The organism is Peribacillus sp. RS7 (genome assembly GCF_041956845.1).
Lineage (GTDB): Bacteria > Bacillota > Bacilli > Bacillales > DSM-1321 > Peribacillus.
Genome location: NZ_CP168135.1, coordinates 5,301,860 through 5,319,398 on the forward strand (window position 1 = coordinate 5,301,860; position 17,539 = coordinate 5,319,398).

The 17,539-nt window shown below is 38.5% G+C and carries 21 protein-coding genes; 3 read left to right on the forward strand and 18 right to left on the reverse strand.

The features are described 5' to 3' along the window. Positions 1–140 precede the first annotated feature (140 nt). Together ACDZ29_RS26225 and ACDZ29_RS26230 are read right to left on the reverse strand one after the other, a co-directional pair. A complete protein-coding gene (locus ACDZ29_RS26225; RefSeq protein ID WP_375089227.1) occupies positions 141–1,115 on the reverse strand; it encodes a S66 peptidase family protein in 975 nt (324 codons plus the stop codon). Positions 1,116–1,478: 363 nt separating this feature from the next. Further along, positions 1,479–1,640, reverse strand: a complete 162-nt coding sequence (locus ACDZ29_RS26230; RefSeq protein WP_370015431.1) for a YjcZ family sporulation protein — start codon at positions 1,638–1,640, stop codon at positions 1,479–1,481. Between the two features lie 309 nt (positions 1,641–1,949). Between ACDZ29_RS26230 and ACDZ29_RS26235 the strand changes: the two genes are divergently transcribed. Then, a complete protein-coding gene (locus ACDZ29_RS26235; protein ID WP_375089229.1) occupies positions 1,950–3,038 on the forward strand; it encodes a GDSL-type esterase/lipase family protein in 1,089 nt (362 codons plus the stop codon). Between the two features lie 54 nt (positions 3,039–3,092). On the opposite strand, the gene msrB is transcribed toward ACDZ29_RS26235, so the two are convergent. Both msrB and msrA read right to left on the reverse strand, forming a co-directional pair. After that, positions 3,093–3,521 carry a peptide-methionine (R)-S-oxide reductase MsrB gene (gene msrB, locus ACDZ29_RS26240; protein ID WP_289316041.1) on the reverse strand — a complete coding sequence of 143 codons (429 nt, stop codon included), beginning with the start codon at positions 3,519–3,521 and terminating at the stop codon, positions 3,093–3,095. Then, a complete protein-coding gene (msrA, locus tag ACDZ29_RS26245) occupies positions 3,511–4,053 on the reverse strand; it encodes a peptide-methionine (S)-S-oxide reductase MsrA (protein WP_375089231.1) in 543 nt (180 codons plus the stop codon). Before msrA ends, msrB begins: the two co-directional genes overlap by 11 nt. Positions 4,054–4,392: 339 nt before the next feature. On the opposite strand from msrA, the gene ACDZ29_RS26250 reads away from it, so the two are divergent. Continuing rightward, complete coding sequence (locus ACDZ29_RS26250; protein ID WP_375089233.1) at positions 4,393–4,974, forward strand: DUF4397 domain-containing protein; 582 nt, start codon at positions 4,393–4,395, stop codon at positions 4,972–4,974. 49 nt (positions 4,975–5,023) lie between these two features. On the opposite strand, the gene ACDZ29_RS26255 is transcribed toward ACDZ29_RS26250, so the two are convergent. The 11 genes from ACDZ29_RS26255 to ACDZ29_RS26305 form a co-directional block, all read right to left on the reverse strand. Then, positions 5,024–5,608, reverse strand: a complete 585-nt coding sequence (locus tag ACDZ29_RS26255) for a YpmS family protein (protein ID WP_289316038.1) — start codon at positions 5,606–5,608, stop codon at positions 5,024–5,026. Then, a complete protein-coding gene (locus tag ACDZ29_RS26260; RefSeq protein WP_375089235.1) occupies positions 5,605–6,447 on the reverse strand; it encodes an SGNH/GDSL hydrolase family protein in 843 nt (280 codons plus the stop codon). The genes ACDZ29_RS26255 and ACDZ29_RS26260 overlap by 4 nt, the downstream gene beginning before the upstream one ends. Before the next feature lie 285 nt (positions 6,448–6,732). Then, complete coding sequence (locus ACDZ29_RS26265) at positions 6,733–7,323, reverse strand: SCO family protein (RefSeq protein WP_289325420.1); 591 nt, start codon at positions 7,321–7,323, stop codon at positions 6,733–6,735. Between the two features lie 151 nt (positions 7,324–7,474). Further along, a complete protein-coding gene (locus tag ACDZ29_RS26270) occupies positions 7,475–8,317 on the reverse strand; it encodes a DegV family protein (RefSeq protein ID WP_289325421.1) in 843 nt (280 codons plus the stop codon). A 227-nt stretch (positions 8,318–8,544) separates the two neighbouring features. After that, positions 8,545–8,808: a DUF2535 family protein gene (locus tag ACDZ29_RS26275; RefSeq protein WP_353957914.1), complete on the reverse strand. Its 264-nt coding sequence runs from the start codon at positions 8,806–8,808 to the stop codon at positions 8,545–8,547. A gap of 135 nt (positions 8,809–8,943) precedes the next feature. Beyond that, complete coding sequence (tatC, locus tag ACDZ29_RS26280; protein WP_289325423.1) at positions 8,944–9,690, reverse strand: twin-arginine translocase subunit TatC; 747 nt, start codon at positions 9,688–9,690, stop codon at positions 8,944–8,946. A gap of 86 nt (positions 9,691–9,776) precedes the next feature. Beyond that, entirely contained in the window at positions 9,777–9,968 is a 192-nt protein-coding gene (gene tatA, locus ACDZ29_RS26285; RefSeq protein ID WP_034307557.1) for a twin-arginine translocase TatA/TatE family subunit, read from the reverse strand. Between the two features lie 193 nt (positions 9,969–10,161). Then, positions 10,162–11,430 carry a threonine ammonia-lyase IlvA gene (gene ilvA, locus ACDZ29_RS26290; protein WP_375089239.1) on the reverse strand — a complete coding sequence of 423 codons (1,269 nt, stop codon included), beginning with the start codon at positions 11,428–11,430 and terminating at the stop codon, positions 10,162–10,164. A gap of 151 nt (positions 11,431–11,581) precedes the next feature. Then, on the reverse strand, positions 11,582–12,067 hold the full coding sequence (locus ACDZ29_RS26295) for a dihydrofolate reductase (protein WP_289334978.1): 486 nt from the start codon (positions 12,065–12,067) through the stop codon (positions 11,582–11,584). Beyond that, complete coding sequence (locus ACDZ29_RS26300; RefSeq protein ID WP_370015441.1) at positions 12,064–12,858, reverse strand: thymidylate synthase; 795 nt, start codon at positions 12,856–12,858, stop codon at positions 12,064–12,066. The genes ACDZ29_RS26295 and ACDZ29_RS26300 overlap by 4 nt, the downstream gene beginning before the upstream one ends. Before the next feature lie 57 nt (positions 12,859–12,915). Further along, entirely contained in the window at positions 12,916–13,626 is a 711-nt protein-coding gene (locus ACDZ29_RS26305; RefSeq protein ID WP_289325427.1) for a toxin, read from the reverse strand. Positions 13,627–13,848: 222 nt separating this feature from the next. Between ACDZ29_RS26305 and ACDZ29_RS26310 the strand changes: the two genes are divergently transcribed. After that, positions 13,849–14,091, forward strand: coding sequence for a hypothetical protein (locus ACDZ29_RS26310; RefSeq protein ID WP_289316028.1), 243 nt, complete (start codon positions 13,849–13,851; stop codon positions 14,089–14,091). 433 nt (positions 14,092–14,524) lie between these two features. Here the strand turns inward: ACDZ29_RS26310 and ACDZ29_RS26315 are convergent, their stop codons facing one another. From ACDZ29_RS26315 to ACDZ29_RS26325, 3 genes are all read right to left on the reverse strand, one after another. Beyond that, complete coding sequence (locus ACDZ29_RS26315; protein WP_375091223.1) at positions 14,525–15,052, reverse strand: dihydrofolate reductase family protein; 528 nt, start codon at positions 15,050–15,052, stop codon at positions 14,525–14,527. A gap of 825 nt (positions 15,053–15,877) precedes the next feature. Further along, positions 15,878–16,648 (reverse strand): TerC family protein, encoded by a 771-nt coding sequence (locus ACDZ29_RS26320; protein WP_375089241.1) that lies wholly within the window; start codon positions 16,646–16,648, stop codon positions 15,878–15,880. 199 nt (positions 16,649–16,847) lie between these two features. After that, on the reverse strand, positions 16,848–17,465 hold the full coding sequence (locus tag ACDZ29_RS26325; protein ID WP_375089242.1) for a YpjP family protein: 618 nt from the start codon (positions 17,463–17,465) through the stop codon (positions 16,848–16,850). Between the last annotated feature and the right edge of the window lie 74 nt (positions 17,466–17,539).

The window sequence follows — 17,539 nt, forward strand, 5'->3', positions numbered from 1 at the left end:
TAATGCTTGTAAAACAGGACAATTTTCAGGTGCTGATTAGAGGAAAGGCTCCAAAAACACACCAAAATGTAAAATACATTTATCCAAATCCCGACAGATTAAAATACCGTCCACTTTTTGAACGGCGTCTTCAAACTGTGTCATGAATTTATCTGGATCGTCGCTTTTCCGTTCTTTACCTTCATTATTGCTTTTGAACCAACCGGCACCGTTACAAATGGATGAACATGACCAAAATTGGCATTAGCGATCACGGGGATGCCATTTATCTCCTTTTTGCCAGCGATGATTTCATGCAAAGCATATTCAGTCATCCCCGAATCCTTTTGGAAACGGCCTATGATGATTCCTTTAATCCCAGTTGCCTCTGGCTGATGTAACAAGGATTGTAAATCCCGGTCAAAACTGAATGGATGACTTTCTTCGTCATCTTCAATGAAAAGGATACTGTCCTTTAAAGACGGCATAAACTCTGTACCTTGTAATAGATTCAGTGTGCAAAGATTTCCCCCAATGATCGTCCCAGCCGCTTCCCCTTCCTGAATGACCATATAACCAGCATTCGGGTGAAAAGTTCGGTCATCCTGTTCTAAATGCCAAGAGTCATCACTCCACGTTTCACTTGGTTCAAGATAAAAGCCTTCACTTTCAATTACAGCCTTTTTAAAATATTCCATCGTATATTCCAGACCAGCCTTCATTCCGAACGTCGAGAAATGAGGACCTGAGTATGTAGTTAGGCCTGTTTTTTTATGAATGGCCAATAAAATTGCTGTTATATCACTATACCCCATCAACACTTTTGGATTTTCCTTAATCAAATCGTAGTCGATATATCGTAACAATTGGTTAGCGTTATACCCCCCGATGGCTGTAAAGATTCCCTTAACATTCGGATCCCTGAAAGCCTCATGTAAATCTTCGACCCGGTCTTCAATCGAATTCGAAAAAAAGTCATCATGGAACAAAGCCGTTTTACCATATGTCACTTTAAAACCAAGCTCAATCAATCTTTCTTCTGCCAATCTGCGTTGTTCCCCTTTGACAATCGCCAAGCTTCTTGAAGGAGCAATAACGCGAATTTCATCCCCTGCTTGTAAACGGGAAGGTTTCATATCTTTATCCCCCTAAATTAATACATCTTTCGTTATTTTAGCAGAAATGTTGAACAAAGAAAAATCAAGACTCTTAAGGACTGCCACTCACCCCATTCTCTTATCGACCTTACTTACATCAAAACCGGGTCATGATTTCCTTATAGATCCTTTGGCCTCGTTCTCCCCATCAATGGCATCCTCTCTTCATTCCCGTTGTGCCAGGAATTGTTGTGTAATGTATCGCCTGTCCCATGATTACACTGTATTTATCCATGTCTAATCAGTAATTTACTATGGATTCTAAAAAGGCCCCCGTCAAACCACCAAATCCTTACATAAAGAAAAGACCAGCTTTATAAACTGGTCTCTTTAGTTATTCAATTAGCAACAGAATGAAGCACCGATGATAATCAACAGAATGAACAAGACAACGATTAATGCGAAGCCTGATCCAAATCCGCAGCAACCGCCGCCGCCACCATATCCACCGCCGCCACCATAACCGTAACCTGGTCCTGCAACATTTCCACCATATCCGTACATTAAGTTTCACTCCTTTTAGAATTCTGATTTCTCTTTACACCTTACCATATGTCAATACGCCCGCCTCGGTCTGTGTATTTGCCTATTTTTTTGGATTTAAGAAAAAACTTATCGAAAAACACCTTCATCACCATTAAACATTCAATAGGTGAAACATCAAGAGTAGCCATAAAAAGTGTCAAAAAAACGTTTCGTATTTATTGTGTTACTTTAAAATTGGGATATAATAAGAAAAAAAACAATTCTTAGCCTCTTTACGCTATCTCATGCCAATATAGATACATAAAAGGTTAATACGGGGGAACATAATTGAAAAAGAACGCAAAATCCTTCATCCCTTTCGCTGCAATCGCCACGATCCTTCTAATCAGCTATATCCTTCAAAAAGCTCCTAAAACATATGGATCGGATGATTCGATAAATGTTTATCAAAAATTCCAAACAGGCCAGCCCATTCAGTATCTCGTTATTGGTGACAGTATCGGAAGAGGGTCGGGAGCCGAAAACCCTAAACTAACATGGTTCAAACAGTTAGAAAATAAGTTGATCGAAACCAATGATGTTCCTTTACACGGAGATTACGTGGTCCAAAGCGGATCCACTGCTTTTGAAGGTCTATTTAAGCTTTCCCAAAGAAAGAAGCATGACCATAAAGATTTGATTTTCTTCGTTTTCGGTGAAAATGACCGTAAATATATGAATGTCGATGATTTTACCATGACATATGAAGCTTTAATCAGAAAGGCAAAAGGGCTCCACCCTAATGCTGAATTGTTCACAATAACAGAGAGTTCCTTGAAATATGAGGAATTTGCGTCAGCCATCGTCCTTTTATCCAAACATTATGGTGCAACTAATGTGGATATGCGTCCAATATTCAAGCATTCTGGATATACGGAAAAACAGCTGACCAGAGATTTGATTCATCCAAATGGGCTAGGTTATAAATTTTATGCTAATGAAATATACGAACGCTTCCTGGATAATATAGAACGCGGGAAGACTGTTTCAGGCCTGCCATCTAAGCTTCATGACCATTCAGAATTTGAATTATCCGAGATTGAACACTATGAAAAAATGAAAGGTTTCCGTCCAAGGGGCGGCTATTTCACTAGTAGTGTAAAGGGCAGTGTGATTGAATATAACTTCAAAGGAACTATGCTTGGTGTGAGACTGCTTAGGAGTCCCGATGGCGGGGAAGTAGATGTATGGATCGATGGAAATGAAATCACCACTTTGAATACGTGGTGGCCCTTTGCCCGTGAAAGGTATTTATTTATCACTAATGGGCTTCCTCCAGGTTCACATACGGTCCGTTTTGAGGTGACTGGCAGAAGTAAAGCAATGGAGCTTACCACCATCCCATATGTCCGGATAGCATCGATCATTACCGATTGAATCTTACCCGATATTAAATAACCCCCTATCATTATCTGATAGGGGGTTTTCCATTCAATCAAAAAGCTTTTTGTATTCTCCATATCCTTCTTTTTCAAGATCTTGGAGCGGGATGAACCTCAATGAGGCAGAATTGATGCAATACCGCAAGCCTGATGGTCCAGGCCCATCATTAAAGACATGGCCCAGATGAGAATCGGCAGTTTTTGAGCGAACCTCGATTCTTCTCATACCGTAACTCGTATCGAGGTTTTCCACCACTTCCTCTTCTTTTAGCGGTTTAGTGAAGCTTGGCCAACCACAGCCTGAATCGAACTTTTCCTTTGAAGTGAAAAGAGGATTACCTGAAACGATGTCCACATATAACCCTTCCTCCTTCAAGTTCCAATATTCATTGTTAAAAGCTGGTTCCGTTCCATTATTTTGGGTGACTTCATATTGAATCGCTGAAAGTTTCTGTTTTAATTCTTCTTTACTTTTCATCTTTTTCCCCCCAGTGATGTTGTATAAATGCTTTTCGGCCTGAGCCAATGGAATATCTTTCATAATGCTCAGGTTGCTTTTTATAATAATGCTGGTGATATGTCTCAGCTGGATAAAAAGTTTTGGCTGGTCTAACCGGCGTTACGATCGGTTTGGAAAATTTTCCGCTCGCCTGCAACTTAGCTTTGGATGCTTCAGCAATTTCACGTTGTTTTTCGTCATGATAAAAAATGGCCGTTTGATAAGAACTTCCCCGGTCATGAAATTGTCCGCCAACATCTGTGGGGTCAATTTGCTGCCAAAACAACTCGATTATTTTTTCATATGGATATACGCTTGGATCAAAGGTGATCTGCACAGCCTCATAATGTCCCGTGGTTTCAGAACAAACTTCTTTGTACGTGGGATATTCCGTAGTCCCGCCCGTATAGCCCGAGATAACGGATTCGATACCAGGCTGTTCATCGAACGGTTTCACCATGCACCAAAAACATCCACCTGCGAATGTTGCTTTCTCTAATTGCTTTGTCAAATGAAAATCCTCCTTTTTTACAAACAATCCATTGAATGCATTTTAACGCTTTTATTTTGCTCTGTAAAATAATATGCCGATCGTCCCTTTTAACATAAATTGCCCCTTCCCTTATAAGGGAAGGAAACACACGCCCAAGCATAACTACATATGATGAGTCCATAATGGAAAATGTGAGGTGTTGGAAATGAGCGATAAACAATCATATTTACAAAAAGCGGGTACTTATGATTTACTATCGTCTTATTATAAATACAGTAATCCGCATCTGCATGATTATTATTACCATAAGCATTTGAAAGTCTCAATAAAGCAACACAACAATCGAGATATGAGCATATGAAAGTCATATTGCCATCACAAGTTCGCATTTTACACGCTGCCCCAACAGCTCCCTCATTTGATGTTTATGTAAATGAAAAGTGCATTCTCAACAATCTTTCATATAAAGAAAGCAATGGTTATTCACAGCTTTCTCCTGGCATATACCAATTGGAGATATACCGCAGCGGGCAAAGGCTTTTAGGCTGTAAAGTGGCGCTAGAAAGCGGGAGGTCCTATACCATAGCAGCTTCCTTGGCTAATGAGTCGTTGAAAATGTCACCTTTCGAAGATAATCCATTGGTGCCTCAAAATGAAGCCAAGGTCCGATTCATCCATCTTTCCCATGGTTTACCTTCGGTGGATATTGCCGTCAAAGACGGAGATGTCGTTTTTGAAAATCTCGATTTCAGGGAAGCATGCGATTATCTTAATATACATCCCATGATAGTCGACTTCGAAGTCAGGAAAGCTGGGACAAAAGAGATCATACTCTCTTTGCCAAACTATGTTTTCCAAGAAAATACGTCCTCAACCATTTTTATAATCGGATTGAATCGAAAATCATCCACTCCAGAAACCTTAACGCTCTCCCCATAAATGATAAAAAACCAGGATTCATTGATCCTGGTTTTTTATCAATTCACTATTACTGTAATGATGATGGGATGGTCAATAAAAATGAAATGTCATCATTCTCAAGATCGAAGTCTTTCGCCTTCACCCTAATGTCGCTTTTCAATTCCATATCCTGCAATGACACATAAATACTTTCGTCATTGGGGCTGATGCTAACCCAATCCGGCATGTTATAACGCTCATTTATTAGGTTCATTACATATGAAACAGGAAGATTCATTTGTCCAACAGCAATTGATTTTTGTTTTAAGACCAAATCCCCATTCTTTTGGGCAATTGGCTCAAAAGTCAATTTCATTTCAACTTCACGATTGAAAAATGGCATTGTTCCATATAACTCTACCTCATCCGTTAAATACACTTCGTAGTGAATCGATCCCGTCAATCCTTCTTTATCAAGATATTGGTTGATTAATCTCGTCAGGTCTTCCCGATTCGTGTGAACTTGAAATTGGATATCTTCTTCGTGGCTTACTTGTGGAATCAGCTCTTTATCTTTAGCCGGCAGATTTACTAAAATCACAACAAACAGGATGACCAGGATGTTTAGGGCTAATAGGGAAATAAACAAAGTCTTCCATTTGACATTTGTCATTCTTGGTCATCATCTCCTTTGGCACTCGCTTCCAACGTGTCCTTTCCAATTGTGGTTATATCCATATCATTATAGATTCTTGTCGCGATTAATTCATATCCGCGGTCATTTGGATGAAAATAATCCTCAGCATAAAGCAAATCCTCTTCGGAATCCTTGAAAATGTCTGCTATTTCAATAAAATAGGCTGAATCATATTCTTCAATAATCTCTTTTCCGCTTTCATTCCAATCATTCATGATCATATCAAGTTCATAAAAATCAGCGAACCATTTGGAGAATGGATTATAAACGCCAACAAGGTAAATTTGCGCATGATCATTTTCGGAACGAACCTTATCAAGTATCTGCCTTAATCTTTTTTCATACCCTATTTTTGCCGAATCAAACTGATTCAGTTCCAAGTTGGAGAAATTCTGTTTAAAGACCTTCATGATATCATTTCCACCGATTGTGACAACAATCGAGTCAGCTTGCTTAATGTCTTCTTTAATCCTAGCCTTATCCAGTCTTTTCAATAGTTGGTCGGTCCTATTTCCACGTATGCCATGATTAATCATCTCAACGGAAGTAATCGATGGTTCTTTTTCCAGCTTATTTTGTAAATAAGGCAGATACCCGCCGTTATCTTTACTATCACCGACACCTTGAGTCAAGGAATCGCCAATTGAAACGATTTGCACAGGGTCTGGAAAAAAGCTGGCAGGAATGGTTTCCTTTTCACTCAGCTCAACTATGCTTTTCTGCTGAACAGATGGCTGCTTTGAGGCCGGTTCACTTTGACCGCAGCCTGAAATCCAAACTAGGCATATGAAAAGACAGGTGATTCTGTACCTCATGTCCCTCACCTTCCTACCCATATATTATATCATGCAGAAAACGAAAAATTGCAAACAATATACCTTCATCATACTTTTATCTTGAGCATTCCTTACTATACAATATGAAAAATGAAGTGAATAAAAGCTAGTCCTATAAAATTTAGCATGTACTGAGGATGTAAAATCATTCTTCGCCACTGCTGTTTCTTCAAAAACTAATTTTCACTTTTTCACCTTTCAAAATGCTAAAGAAATCCGAATGAAAAATGGATGAAAACAGAAAGAACAGGTCATTTAACCTGTTCAATAATTCTGTAAAATTTTTATATGCTTAATAATTTCTTCAAAGGGAATATCCTGCAGACCTGTATAATCCATAATGATCTTTCCTTCTTGATCAATTAGAAAAAAGCTGGTCCCATGAATCACTTGATCTTCTCTTTCTGGTTTTTTGACGATTGTTTTAAAGTTATCCAATGCAAACTGCTCGATTTCTTCCTGACCATAACCGGTCAGAAAATGCCAATTTCCGTAATCCACATTAAATTGGTCACCAAACTTTTTTAAAACATCAGGTTTGTCAATTTCCGGGTCCACAGAAAAGGAAACGAACTCTACATCCGATATACCCTCAGCCTTCAGTTGCTGCTGCAGTTTCGTCATATTGGAAGTCATGGGCAGACAGACCGTCTCGCAGCTTGTGAAAATAAAATCCGCTACCCAAACCTTACCTTTAAGATCGCTTTTTGAGAAAGGCTTTCCCTCCTGATCAATGTAACTAAAATCTTCAAGGTCCCAATTCTTGGCATCAGGTACACCATTGGAACCGCATGCTGTCAACAGCAATAAAATTGATGCCCCCATAGCTGCCATAAGCAAATGCAGCTTTCTCATCCCTACCCCGTCCTTTATGTATAAAATATTCTGTTACTTCATTTATTCTAACAGACCAATTGGTATGAGAACAGCAACACTTTCTACGAATTAAAGACAATTGTAAAAATGACAGACCTCTGCGGCTGCAATTTCATACACCTTATACATATCAATCCCAATAATACATGATCGCCATGGCGCCTTCGCCTGTATGGGTACTGACAACGGCAGTGGTTGCATCTATCTTTATATCTTGATACCCTGTTAATTCTGCAATGGCCTGGCGGACTTTATCCGCAATTTCAAGTCCATTTGCATGTACAAAACCAATGCCTCTAATTTTTTTGCCTTGTGTATCTTCTTTGAATTTCTTGATGATGAACTTCACGACCTGTGACTGGCTCCTAGCTTTGGATACAGGATTCAGTACACCATCGTCCAAAAGTGCAATCGGCTTTATGTGCAGCAGTGAACCGATAAATGCAGAAACTTTCCCAATCCTTCCACCTTTAACGAGGTTATCAAGTGTTTCAATGACAATGATTAAACTTGACTGCTTTTTAATATGTTCCAGTCGTTCGATTATCTCTGATACGGATTTCCCTTCCTTTGCCATCTTCGCTGCCTCGATCACCTGAAATGACATCGCTTTCGAAATGAATTTCGAGTCAAGAACGGTTACTTTCGCTTCAGACATACTGGCTGCGCTTTCCGCTGAGCGTACAGTACCGCTCATGCCACCTGTCATATGAATCGAAATAATCTCACTGCCGTCTTTTCCGAGTTCATTATATACCTCAACAAAGGTACCTGCGGCTGGTTGTGAGCTTTTTGGAAGTTCTTTTGACTGGTTCATCCTTTTCAAGAATTCTTCTTGTTCGATTTCAACCTTATCCAAAAAAGTCTCTCCATCTATAAAGATAGATAAAGGAACCATTGTAATGTCATAATATTCCAGTTCTTCCGGTGTCATATCTACTGTAGAATCTGTTACTATCTTTACTTTTTTCATCATTACACATCCCTAAATTAACATATCTATTGTATTATACCTATTCAAGGTACGCATTCAAACCAAAGGTATCTTTTTTCAAGTGAAAGGATACTCATCTTTCGAAATGATTGCACAAAAAAAGACCGTCCCATGAGCTAACCTGAACACATGCCGTTTTATTTCGGAATCGCACGGCATTCGTGGCATCTCTTTTATCGGAGATGTTAGCTATGGAACAGTCCGCATTAAGCATTATTGAGTAAGCTTCCAAAAAAAATCTTGTTATAAACGGGCCATTTGAGTACGGATGCTAAATAATGCTTAAATGAGTAATTTTCTTTATGATCTTTATTAGCAAAAACTTTCTTTACAAATATTTCCAAACGCGCGGTCAACATAAAAAAATTCGGATCACTAGGCAATAAGACAGGTATTTCTGAAATTGTGACCTTATGTCCAAAACAATCTTTGAATTCCAAGCATTTGAACATCAAAATATCAATCCTCATTTTTAACCGATTGCTTACATTATACACAATAAATCAAAAAGTATAAATATTCAAATGTATAAAAAAATGGACAAATCACGCTCGACTTACATTACAAAAAACCCATAATGGCAAAATGCCATCATGGGTCCCCTGTTATAAACCTTCCTCGTAGCTGCCTTCCCGCAAACTTTCACGCTTCACCCTTCGTTTATAGACGACTTTAGATAATGAAATGCTGATTTCGTATAATAACAGCAGTGGAACCATTACCATAAAGTCGGACATAAAGTCAGGCGGCGTAATCGATATCGCAATGACAACCAGTACAAAGTATGCATACTTCCTTAACTTTTGAAGCACATAAGGATTAATTATACCAATGGAGGTCAAAAACATGGTAACGACCGGAAGCTCGAATAAAACGGCAAAAGGTATCGTCATATTAAATAGGAATGAAAAGTACTTATCCGCTGTAAAACTGGTTATGAACATCCCATCGCCCAATTCAATCAAAAATTGAAGAATGGTCGGGAAGATGACAAAATAACCAAAAGCAAGCCCTCCGATAAAAAGCAAGAAAAGTGCTGGAATATAGGCAAGGGTCGCTCTTACTTCATTTGGCATCAAGGCGGGTTTAACGAATAACCATATTTGCAGAGCAATTATCGGTATCGTTGCCGCAATGGCTACGACGCCTGAAAGCATAAAGTAAATCCAGATAATATCACTTGGTCCCAATACCATCAGGTCAAAATCGAGATCCTTCACGAACCAATTATAAATCTCTTCAACATAAATAAAACTGGCGATAAAAAAGATGAAAAAAGCAACAGCAGTAATGATGAGCCGTTTTCTCAATTCATCGAGATGATCGATGATATTTAATTCTTTATCTTCCAAAGTTGATCACGCCTTCATCTGAAAATCCGTATCTTTGTTCCAGCATAAAGGCGCAAGACGATTACATCTTACGCCCAGCATTTCAATCATTCATGATTTTTTTGTTGTAACTTCTTATCTTCTTCATAATCACCTTTTGTTAAGTCACTCGTGGACTTTTTAAATTCACGAAGTGTCTGTCCAAAAGCACGGCCAATTTCTGGAAGTTTCTTCGGACCAAAGATAATTAATGCCAATATTAAGATGAGAATCAGACCAGGTACTCCAATGTTCGACATGGATACATCCCCTTTGGTGTTGTAATTAGACCTACTACGATTATAATACCATTTCCAACCAATTGAAAGGGAACTGGCAATTCGTCATAGAATGGTAACAATTTTCGACAGTATGGCCGTAACGACTGTGCCGGCAGAATAAAATGTAAAAACATAGGTATTATTCTATCCTAATTTAACATTTTGTCCATGATTAAATCAATAAATGAAATAAATTACTGTCTTTATTGACCTCAACGAAAGAGAATCCTTTTTTGTTCATCCTTTGAATGAGCCCTTGAAAATCATTTTTATCCTTTAGCTCTACACCAACCAGGGCCGGCCCGCTTTCTTTATTGTTTTTCTTCGTATATTCAAATCGGCTTATATCGTCATTCGGTCCTAACACCTCATCAAGGAATTCCCTTAAAGCCCCAGCGCGTTGCGGGAAATTCACGATAAAATAATAAAGCAGTCCTTCATATAATAAGGATTTCTCCTTAATTTCCTGCATACGACCAATGTCGTTATTCCCTCCACTGACCATGCAAACAACCGTTTTGCCTTTGATTTGCTCTTTGTACAAATCCAAAGCGGCTACAGAAATGGCCCCTGCCGGCTCAGCGACAATTGCATGCTGATTATATAAATCGAGAATCGTCGTGCAGATCTGCCCTGAAGGAACGACAACGATATCTTCCAGGTTTTCCTTACAGAGCTGATATGTCATCTGTCCTACACACTTGACAGCTGCTCCGTCAACAAATGTATCTATGCTTTCAAGTTCAGAAACTTTTCCTTCCTTGAAGGAGTATTCCATCGATGCAGCCCCAAGCGGCTCCACGCCAATGCATTTCGTTTTTGGTGAAACCGATTTGAAATAACTTGATACTCCGGCCATTAAACCGCCACCGCCGATAGCGGCAAATACATAATCAATTCCATCTTCACAATCATTCAGGATTTCTACAGCCGTTGTTCCTTGCCCGGCGATTACCTTTTCATCGTCAAATGGATGGATAAAGGAACGCTCTTCTTTTTCACAGCATTCCATCGCCATGGCAAATGCATCATCGAATGTATCTCCGATTAGGATGATTTCCACATTATCCCGACCAAATAACTGAACTTGATCGACTTTTTGCCTTGGTGTTGTAGCAGGCATATAAATTTTCCCGTGGATACCTAATTGACTGCAAGAAAAAGCAACTCCCTGTGCATGGTTACCTGCACTGGCACAAACGACTCCATTCTTCGTCTCTTCCTCGGTCAAGCTTTTCATTTTATAGTAAGCTCCTCTTAATTTAAAGGAACGTACATGTTGAAGGTCCTCGCGTTTTAAATATACATTACATTCATATTTTTCAGAGAGCCTCTGATTTTTTTGTAAAGGAGTATGTAAAACGATTTCTTTCAGTTCTCTGTAGGCAATTAGAATATCTTCCAATTGAATCCCCCTATTCATGGATGCTGTCTGGTTCATATCAATCCCTCATTTCCTTCCTAATCAATTCAATCATTATAGCACTTTACTGTTATTAATGTAATTGATTTTTCTAAAAATTCTATCTTTTGTTCATTCCATACCAAAAAAAATCCGATTATGGTTATTTCCCCATAATCGGATTAGTCATTTATTTTTTTTGTAGAATAATAAAATCATGTGCATATCGATTTTTTTCATCGATGCTGCCTGGGTTTGAGGAAATTTTATCCCATTCATTTTCATCAATCACGGGAAAGAAAGTATCACCTTCAAAGGTTTCATGAATTTCCGTTATATACAGGCGGTCGGTAACAGGAAGGATTTCCTTGAAGATTTCGGCTCCGCCAATCACGAAGACTTCCTCATCACTATTATCTGCAAACGTTTTGATTTGTGTAATATCATGTAATACTACGCAACCTTCCGCTTTAAAATCCTGATTGCGGGTAACGATGACATTTTCACGGCCAGGCAGTACCCTACCGATTGATTCAAATGTTTTTCTGCCCATGACGATTGGATGCCCCATCGTCACCTTTTTAAAATACTGCAAATCGGCCGGTAGATGCCATGGCAGTTTATTGTCTTTCCCGATCACACGATTTTGATCCATGGCCACTATCAACGATATCATATGCTAACCTCTCCTTTTATATGGGGATGGGCTTCGTAATTTTCCAAAACGAAATCCTCGAAACTAAAATCAAAGATATTTTTCACTTCCGGATTTATTTTCATGATTGGCAATGGTTTCGGATCACGAGTCAACTGCAGTTCCACTTGTTCAAGGTGGTTAGAGTAGATGTGGACATCCCCAAAAGTATGTACAAATTCGCCAACTTCCAAATCACACACCTGCGCGATCATCATCGTTAGGAGCGCATACGAAGCAATATTAAAAGGAACACCTAAAAAGACGTCCGCTGAACGTTGATATAGCTGGCACGAAAGCTTGCCATCAGCCACATAGAATTGAAAAAAAGCATGGCAAGGCGGCAATGCCATTTCGTCCAGTTCCCCAACATTCCAAGCACTCACTATCAACCTTCTTGAATTGGGATTCGTTTTGATTTGTTCGATCAATTCACTGATCTGGTCGATTTGCCGTCCATCAGCCGCTCCCCAAGAACGCCATTGATGACCATAAACCGGACCTAATTCTCCCTTCTCATCAGCCCATTCATTCCATATGCGTACGGAATTTTCCTGAAGGTAGCCAACATTTGTATCACCCTTCAAAAACCATAATAGTTCATGGATAATCGCTTTTAAACTAATCTTTTTCGTTGTAAGGACAGGGAACCCATCTTTTAAATTAAATCTCATTTGATATCCGAAGGTACTGATCGTCCCTGTTCCCGTACGGTCACCTTTTTGAGTGCCATTCTCGAGTACATGCTTACATAAATCTAAATATTGCTTCATGATAAACCACCTTTTCTACTTTCATTCTCCTTATTTTAACGTATTATAGCCCAATGTTTAATCTAATTGTTTAATAAAATTATAAGTCTCGGGTGCTTTTTTTCTAAGTAATTGATTTTGTTCGAAGTTTACATAAAACATCGCAAACGTTTCTGCAAAGTATTCTTCAGGATAATTGGAAAAATACGACTGTCCAGGAAACAGTCCTCCCACTTCCTTGCCCCAAATCTTCAAATAATCCATGTCTTCACGGATACCATCATAAACTATATTATCAATGGAATGCCCTAGCTCATGCAGTTCCAAATTAATGGAGCCATGCCCGTTACCCTTGTCACTTGCTCCGATTTTAACCAATACGGTATGAGACCCCCCCATCCCAGGTACATCATCCCAAGTTGTTTCTTTATTCAAATAACCACGGGGGGATTTTCCCTTTAATTTAGCCGCAGATTGATTTTCTGTTAAATTACCATTAAATAGTTTGACCCTCACACCTCTGTCAGCAGTCTTCACTAAAAGGGAATGCGGCAGTTTGTCAATGGTTCCAACAATTTTCAGTGCTTCCTTTTCATTGTATTCCCCTTCTGGAAATAAAAATATTCTTTGTAATTCTTTATTATCATTAAAAATATCTGCTTGACTTAAAAGGTTATCTTTGGGCAAATTCCGCCATTTTACCCCTTCATCCTTTGCTAGGGAATAGGAGAGCATCGAGAGGAAAAAGGCAAATAATGCAAGAACGGTTAACCATTTTTTACTTTTCACAATCTTCTCTCCTTTCAATCATTTCTCATTATCGTCAAGAAATATATGTATTTTTAAATCTATAAATCTTCAACACTATTATATTAGTATAACATATTGATTTAATGTAAAAACTCTATGTTTTTTTGGTAATTTTGGTTCCAGCCCTTCCTTAAAAGAACCATTGTTCCGCTCTTTTCATATATCAACAGTATATAATCGTAAAAGGTTTAAGGTGATTGCATGGAAACCAATAATAAAAACGCCAGCTTGAATGAGCACCGTGAACTTGCTGAAGAAGTCCTTGATATTTACAGTTTAAAAGTGTTCATCATTCTCGACCTTTTTTTGTTCTCCATTTTCTTTGGCATATTGCTGCATCCGTTACTCCCTTCTCTCTGGCTTAACATTTTATTGCCTTTGATTTTCTTCACTACATTTACCGCCCTTCTTCAATTACTTGATATTCTCCAAAAAAAAAGCTGACATCATATTTGATGTCAGCACAGACTGTATGCATCTCGATGAAAATCGAGTTTGCCTACAGTTTTTTTTATGGGTGTACAATTTAGACGTTGAATTCCGCTCAAGGCACTCGCTTTCCGCGGGCGGTCCGGGAGCCTCCTCGGCGCCTTTGCGCCTGCGGGGTCTCCCCTGGACGCGCTTTTCCCGCAGGAGTCTCGCACCTTCCGCTCCAATCAACTTTGTTTTAACTTTTAGATAGAACTCTTTTGTCTACTAACTGAAGCACCGTTCTTCAAACTGTGCTCTTCCTCATATTTATCTTTATTAACTAATTGTACTAAAGCTCACCGTTAGTTATATAAACATCCATTAATTTTTCGAACGATTTTCAGTAAAAAGTGTAATTGAAAAGGTAAAAATCTTTCCCTACTAAAAAAGGGAAAGATGATGAAAATTATTTTTTTATATAATGAAGCATAGCAAGTTGACCTAATTTTTCCACTTTGGTTAATGTGTATTTTAGGGTAATATCATCTCCGATATAAAGGGAGATTCCTTTCCCCAAAATAATGGGTGCAATGGCTAGTTGGAATTCATCAATTAAATTTTCTTTAAAAAATTCACGAGCTAAGTTTCCTCCACCAATTAACCATATATCTTTACCAGGCTTTTGTTTTACACTTTTAATGAAAGTTTTGACATCTTCATCAATAAATGAAGCATATTCATCTGATCCACTAACAGATTTAGAAAATACATAATTTTTATAATCACTATATGGATAATCCATATCAAATCCACGAATGACATCATAAGTTCCTTTTCCCATAACAACAGTGTCAATTCTTTCCAGAAGTGAATTGTAGCCAGAATCTCCTTCTACTTCTGTTGATTCTAACCACTCTAATGTACCATCATCATTTGCAATATAGCCATCAATTGAAGTACCAATGTATAAAATAATGTTACGCTGTTTTTCCATCAACCAACTGATCCCCCTCGGAACATAAACTTGATATTTCATCATATAAACCATCTTGTAATTCCATTGATACTTCCTCAGGTAAGATACCACTCTTTACAAGGTTAATTCTTCACTAAATTTAATTCTCCTTCCTTCTTTCACTAATCTCCGTCGTTAGTTGAAGAGGAAAAAGGAATTCCATTGATAAAACAATGAGCTATTTTTTTTGAAGAATTTTATATAAATGGAGACTAATCGTTTATAAATTATACCTTCCCAAGAATACACCTTATCGGAAATTTTTAAACGCTGAGCAGGGGTTTCCTTTGTTTCACCTGACTAAAATGGTTTGCAGAAGTTATAATATGTTCTAATTATTGTAATAGGGCCGCGAGGTCGGACCGCCCGCGGAAAGCGAGTGTCCCTACTTTCCAACCAACTTCAGATATCCGCTCCCTTTCCGCCGACTGTCTGCCAATCCCCCTCGCCGTAAGCATTTAGCGGGGGGCTCGGCATGAGTGTCGCATTTATCTTCAATCTAGTAAGGGTTTCATCCCCCATATAAAACAGTAAAAAACATGATAAAAACTCGAGGCTTAAAGTAGTGAAAAATCACCGCATTTTTATTCGCATAACCCCAAAAAAACATGGCATGCGGTTGGACGACTTTAAAGGACTTTAAAATGGACATGGAAAGATCAAGGAATGGTAAAAGTCGAAATTTGAGAGGTCTAATTAAGAGAATAACAAAAAAAGTCGAAAGGGGTTTGGGATGATAACGTTCCGAATTCTTTTGTCAACAAAAAGCTGACATCATTTTTGTGTCAGCTTTTTACATAGTGCTCAACCATGTTCTTTGAGCTTTTTCCCTTTCTTCAAATGAAATACGATCGTGGTGCCGAAAATTATCAAGATAAAGGCAAAAAAGATCGTAGGAGGGATTTCGATCCCTGCAACGGCAATTAGCATTTTTATAGCAATGAACCCGATAAGCACATATGCGGCAGTTTCCAATTCAGGAACCTTGTCTATCAATTTTAAAAATAAACCTGCTACTCCCCGCATCATCAAGACACCAATCATCCCGCCGGTCAGAAGGACCCAGACTTTTTCACTCACCCCGAAAGCGGCCAAGACACTATCGACGGAAAATGCTATATCCATCAATTCCACTGCCGCAACCGTTCCCCATAATGTACCAAACATACGGATCAGTATGCTGTTTTTACTCATTCCCCGGATATCTTCATCGGTCCCCGCTTGTTTTTTCCTTTTATCCCGAAAGTATTTAAACGAGAGCCAACCAAGATAGGCTGCTCCAATCACCTTCACCCACCAAAGCTTAATGAGGAAAACACCGATTCCAATCGCTATAAACCTAAAAGCGTAAGCACCTAATAATCCATAAAAAAGTGCTTTTTTCCGTTGTTTTTCCGGAAGATGCCTGACCATTACAGCTAATACCAAAGCGTTATCCGCCGATAGTAATCCTTCCATTAATACAAGCGTTCCTATCAATCCCCAGCTCACAGGGTCGGATAAAACCTCCACCCACATATGCCAATCAAAAAATTGAGCATATGTTTGAATGATGTTATTTAACAACTCTGACATGATAAAGACTCCCCTGCTACTATTACAGCAAAATTAGAAAACCATTTAAAATAACATTCTTCCCAGTAATGATAAAAACTCTACTATGTTTTAAACACAAAATAAATACGTTGCATGACAACGTATCATTTAATGCCTATTAGAAATTTCATTTTCATCATACGCTTACACTTAATTAAAATCAACGAAACCATATACACTATGAGAGCCTTTGTTTACTCGTCCACTCTGGCGGCGTATTTTTATCCCAATATATTTTCCCTATATCATAATGGGAGGCAAATGAATCATGGTAGGTATGATAGTGAAAATTGAACCAATATCCATCCAGTGGAGGATTTTCCTGCCTTACATGGAATCTGATGATATCCTTGCCGCTATAAGAATCATAAATATGAAAAATTTTCTCGGCCCTGCCAGCACTCGGCTGCTCAGTAATGGTTAATTGCTGTAATTTTTCATCTGGAAATTGGGCAACCATTTCTGTAATGGCTTCTTCCATTTTTGGTAATATTACCATTTTGAACTCATCGCCTATTTTAGGATTGATCTTATCGCCAAATTTCACAAATGCGTTTTCCTCTGCTTTATTGAATATGCCCGATAAAAATTCTTCACGGTTGAATTCCTCTTCAGGTTCAGTCGGTTTCTGTGAAGAAAGATAGGCTAACCCTTCTTCATCCACCAACCCTTTTTTAGTATCCTTTAACGAATCGGCTTCAGCAAGCCACGCCAGATCTGAAGGAGTGACAAGACCAAACGTTAAAACGGATACTAAAATGACCAGACTTTTCCTGAACCAAACCGCTGCTTTCAAATCACACTCCCCCTCCTTTTTTGTATTATCATTATATTTAGTATACTTTTATTTTTTAGTAATTACGAATATAT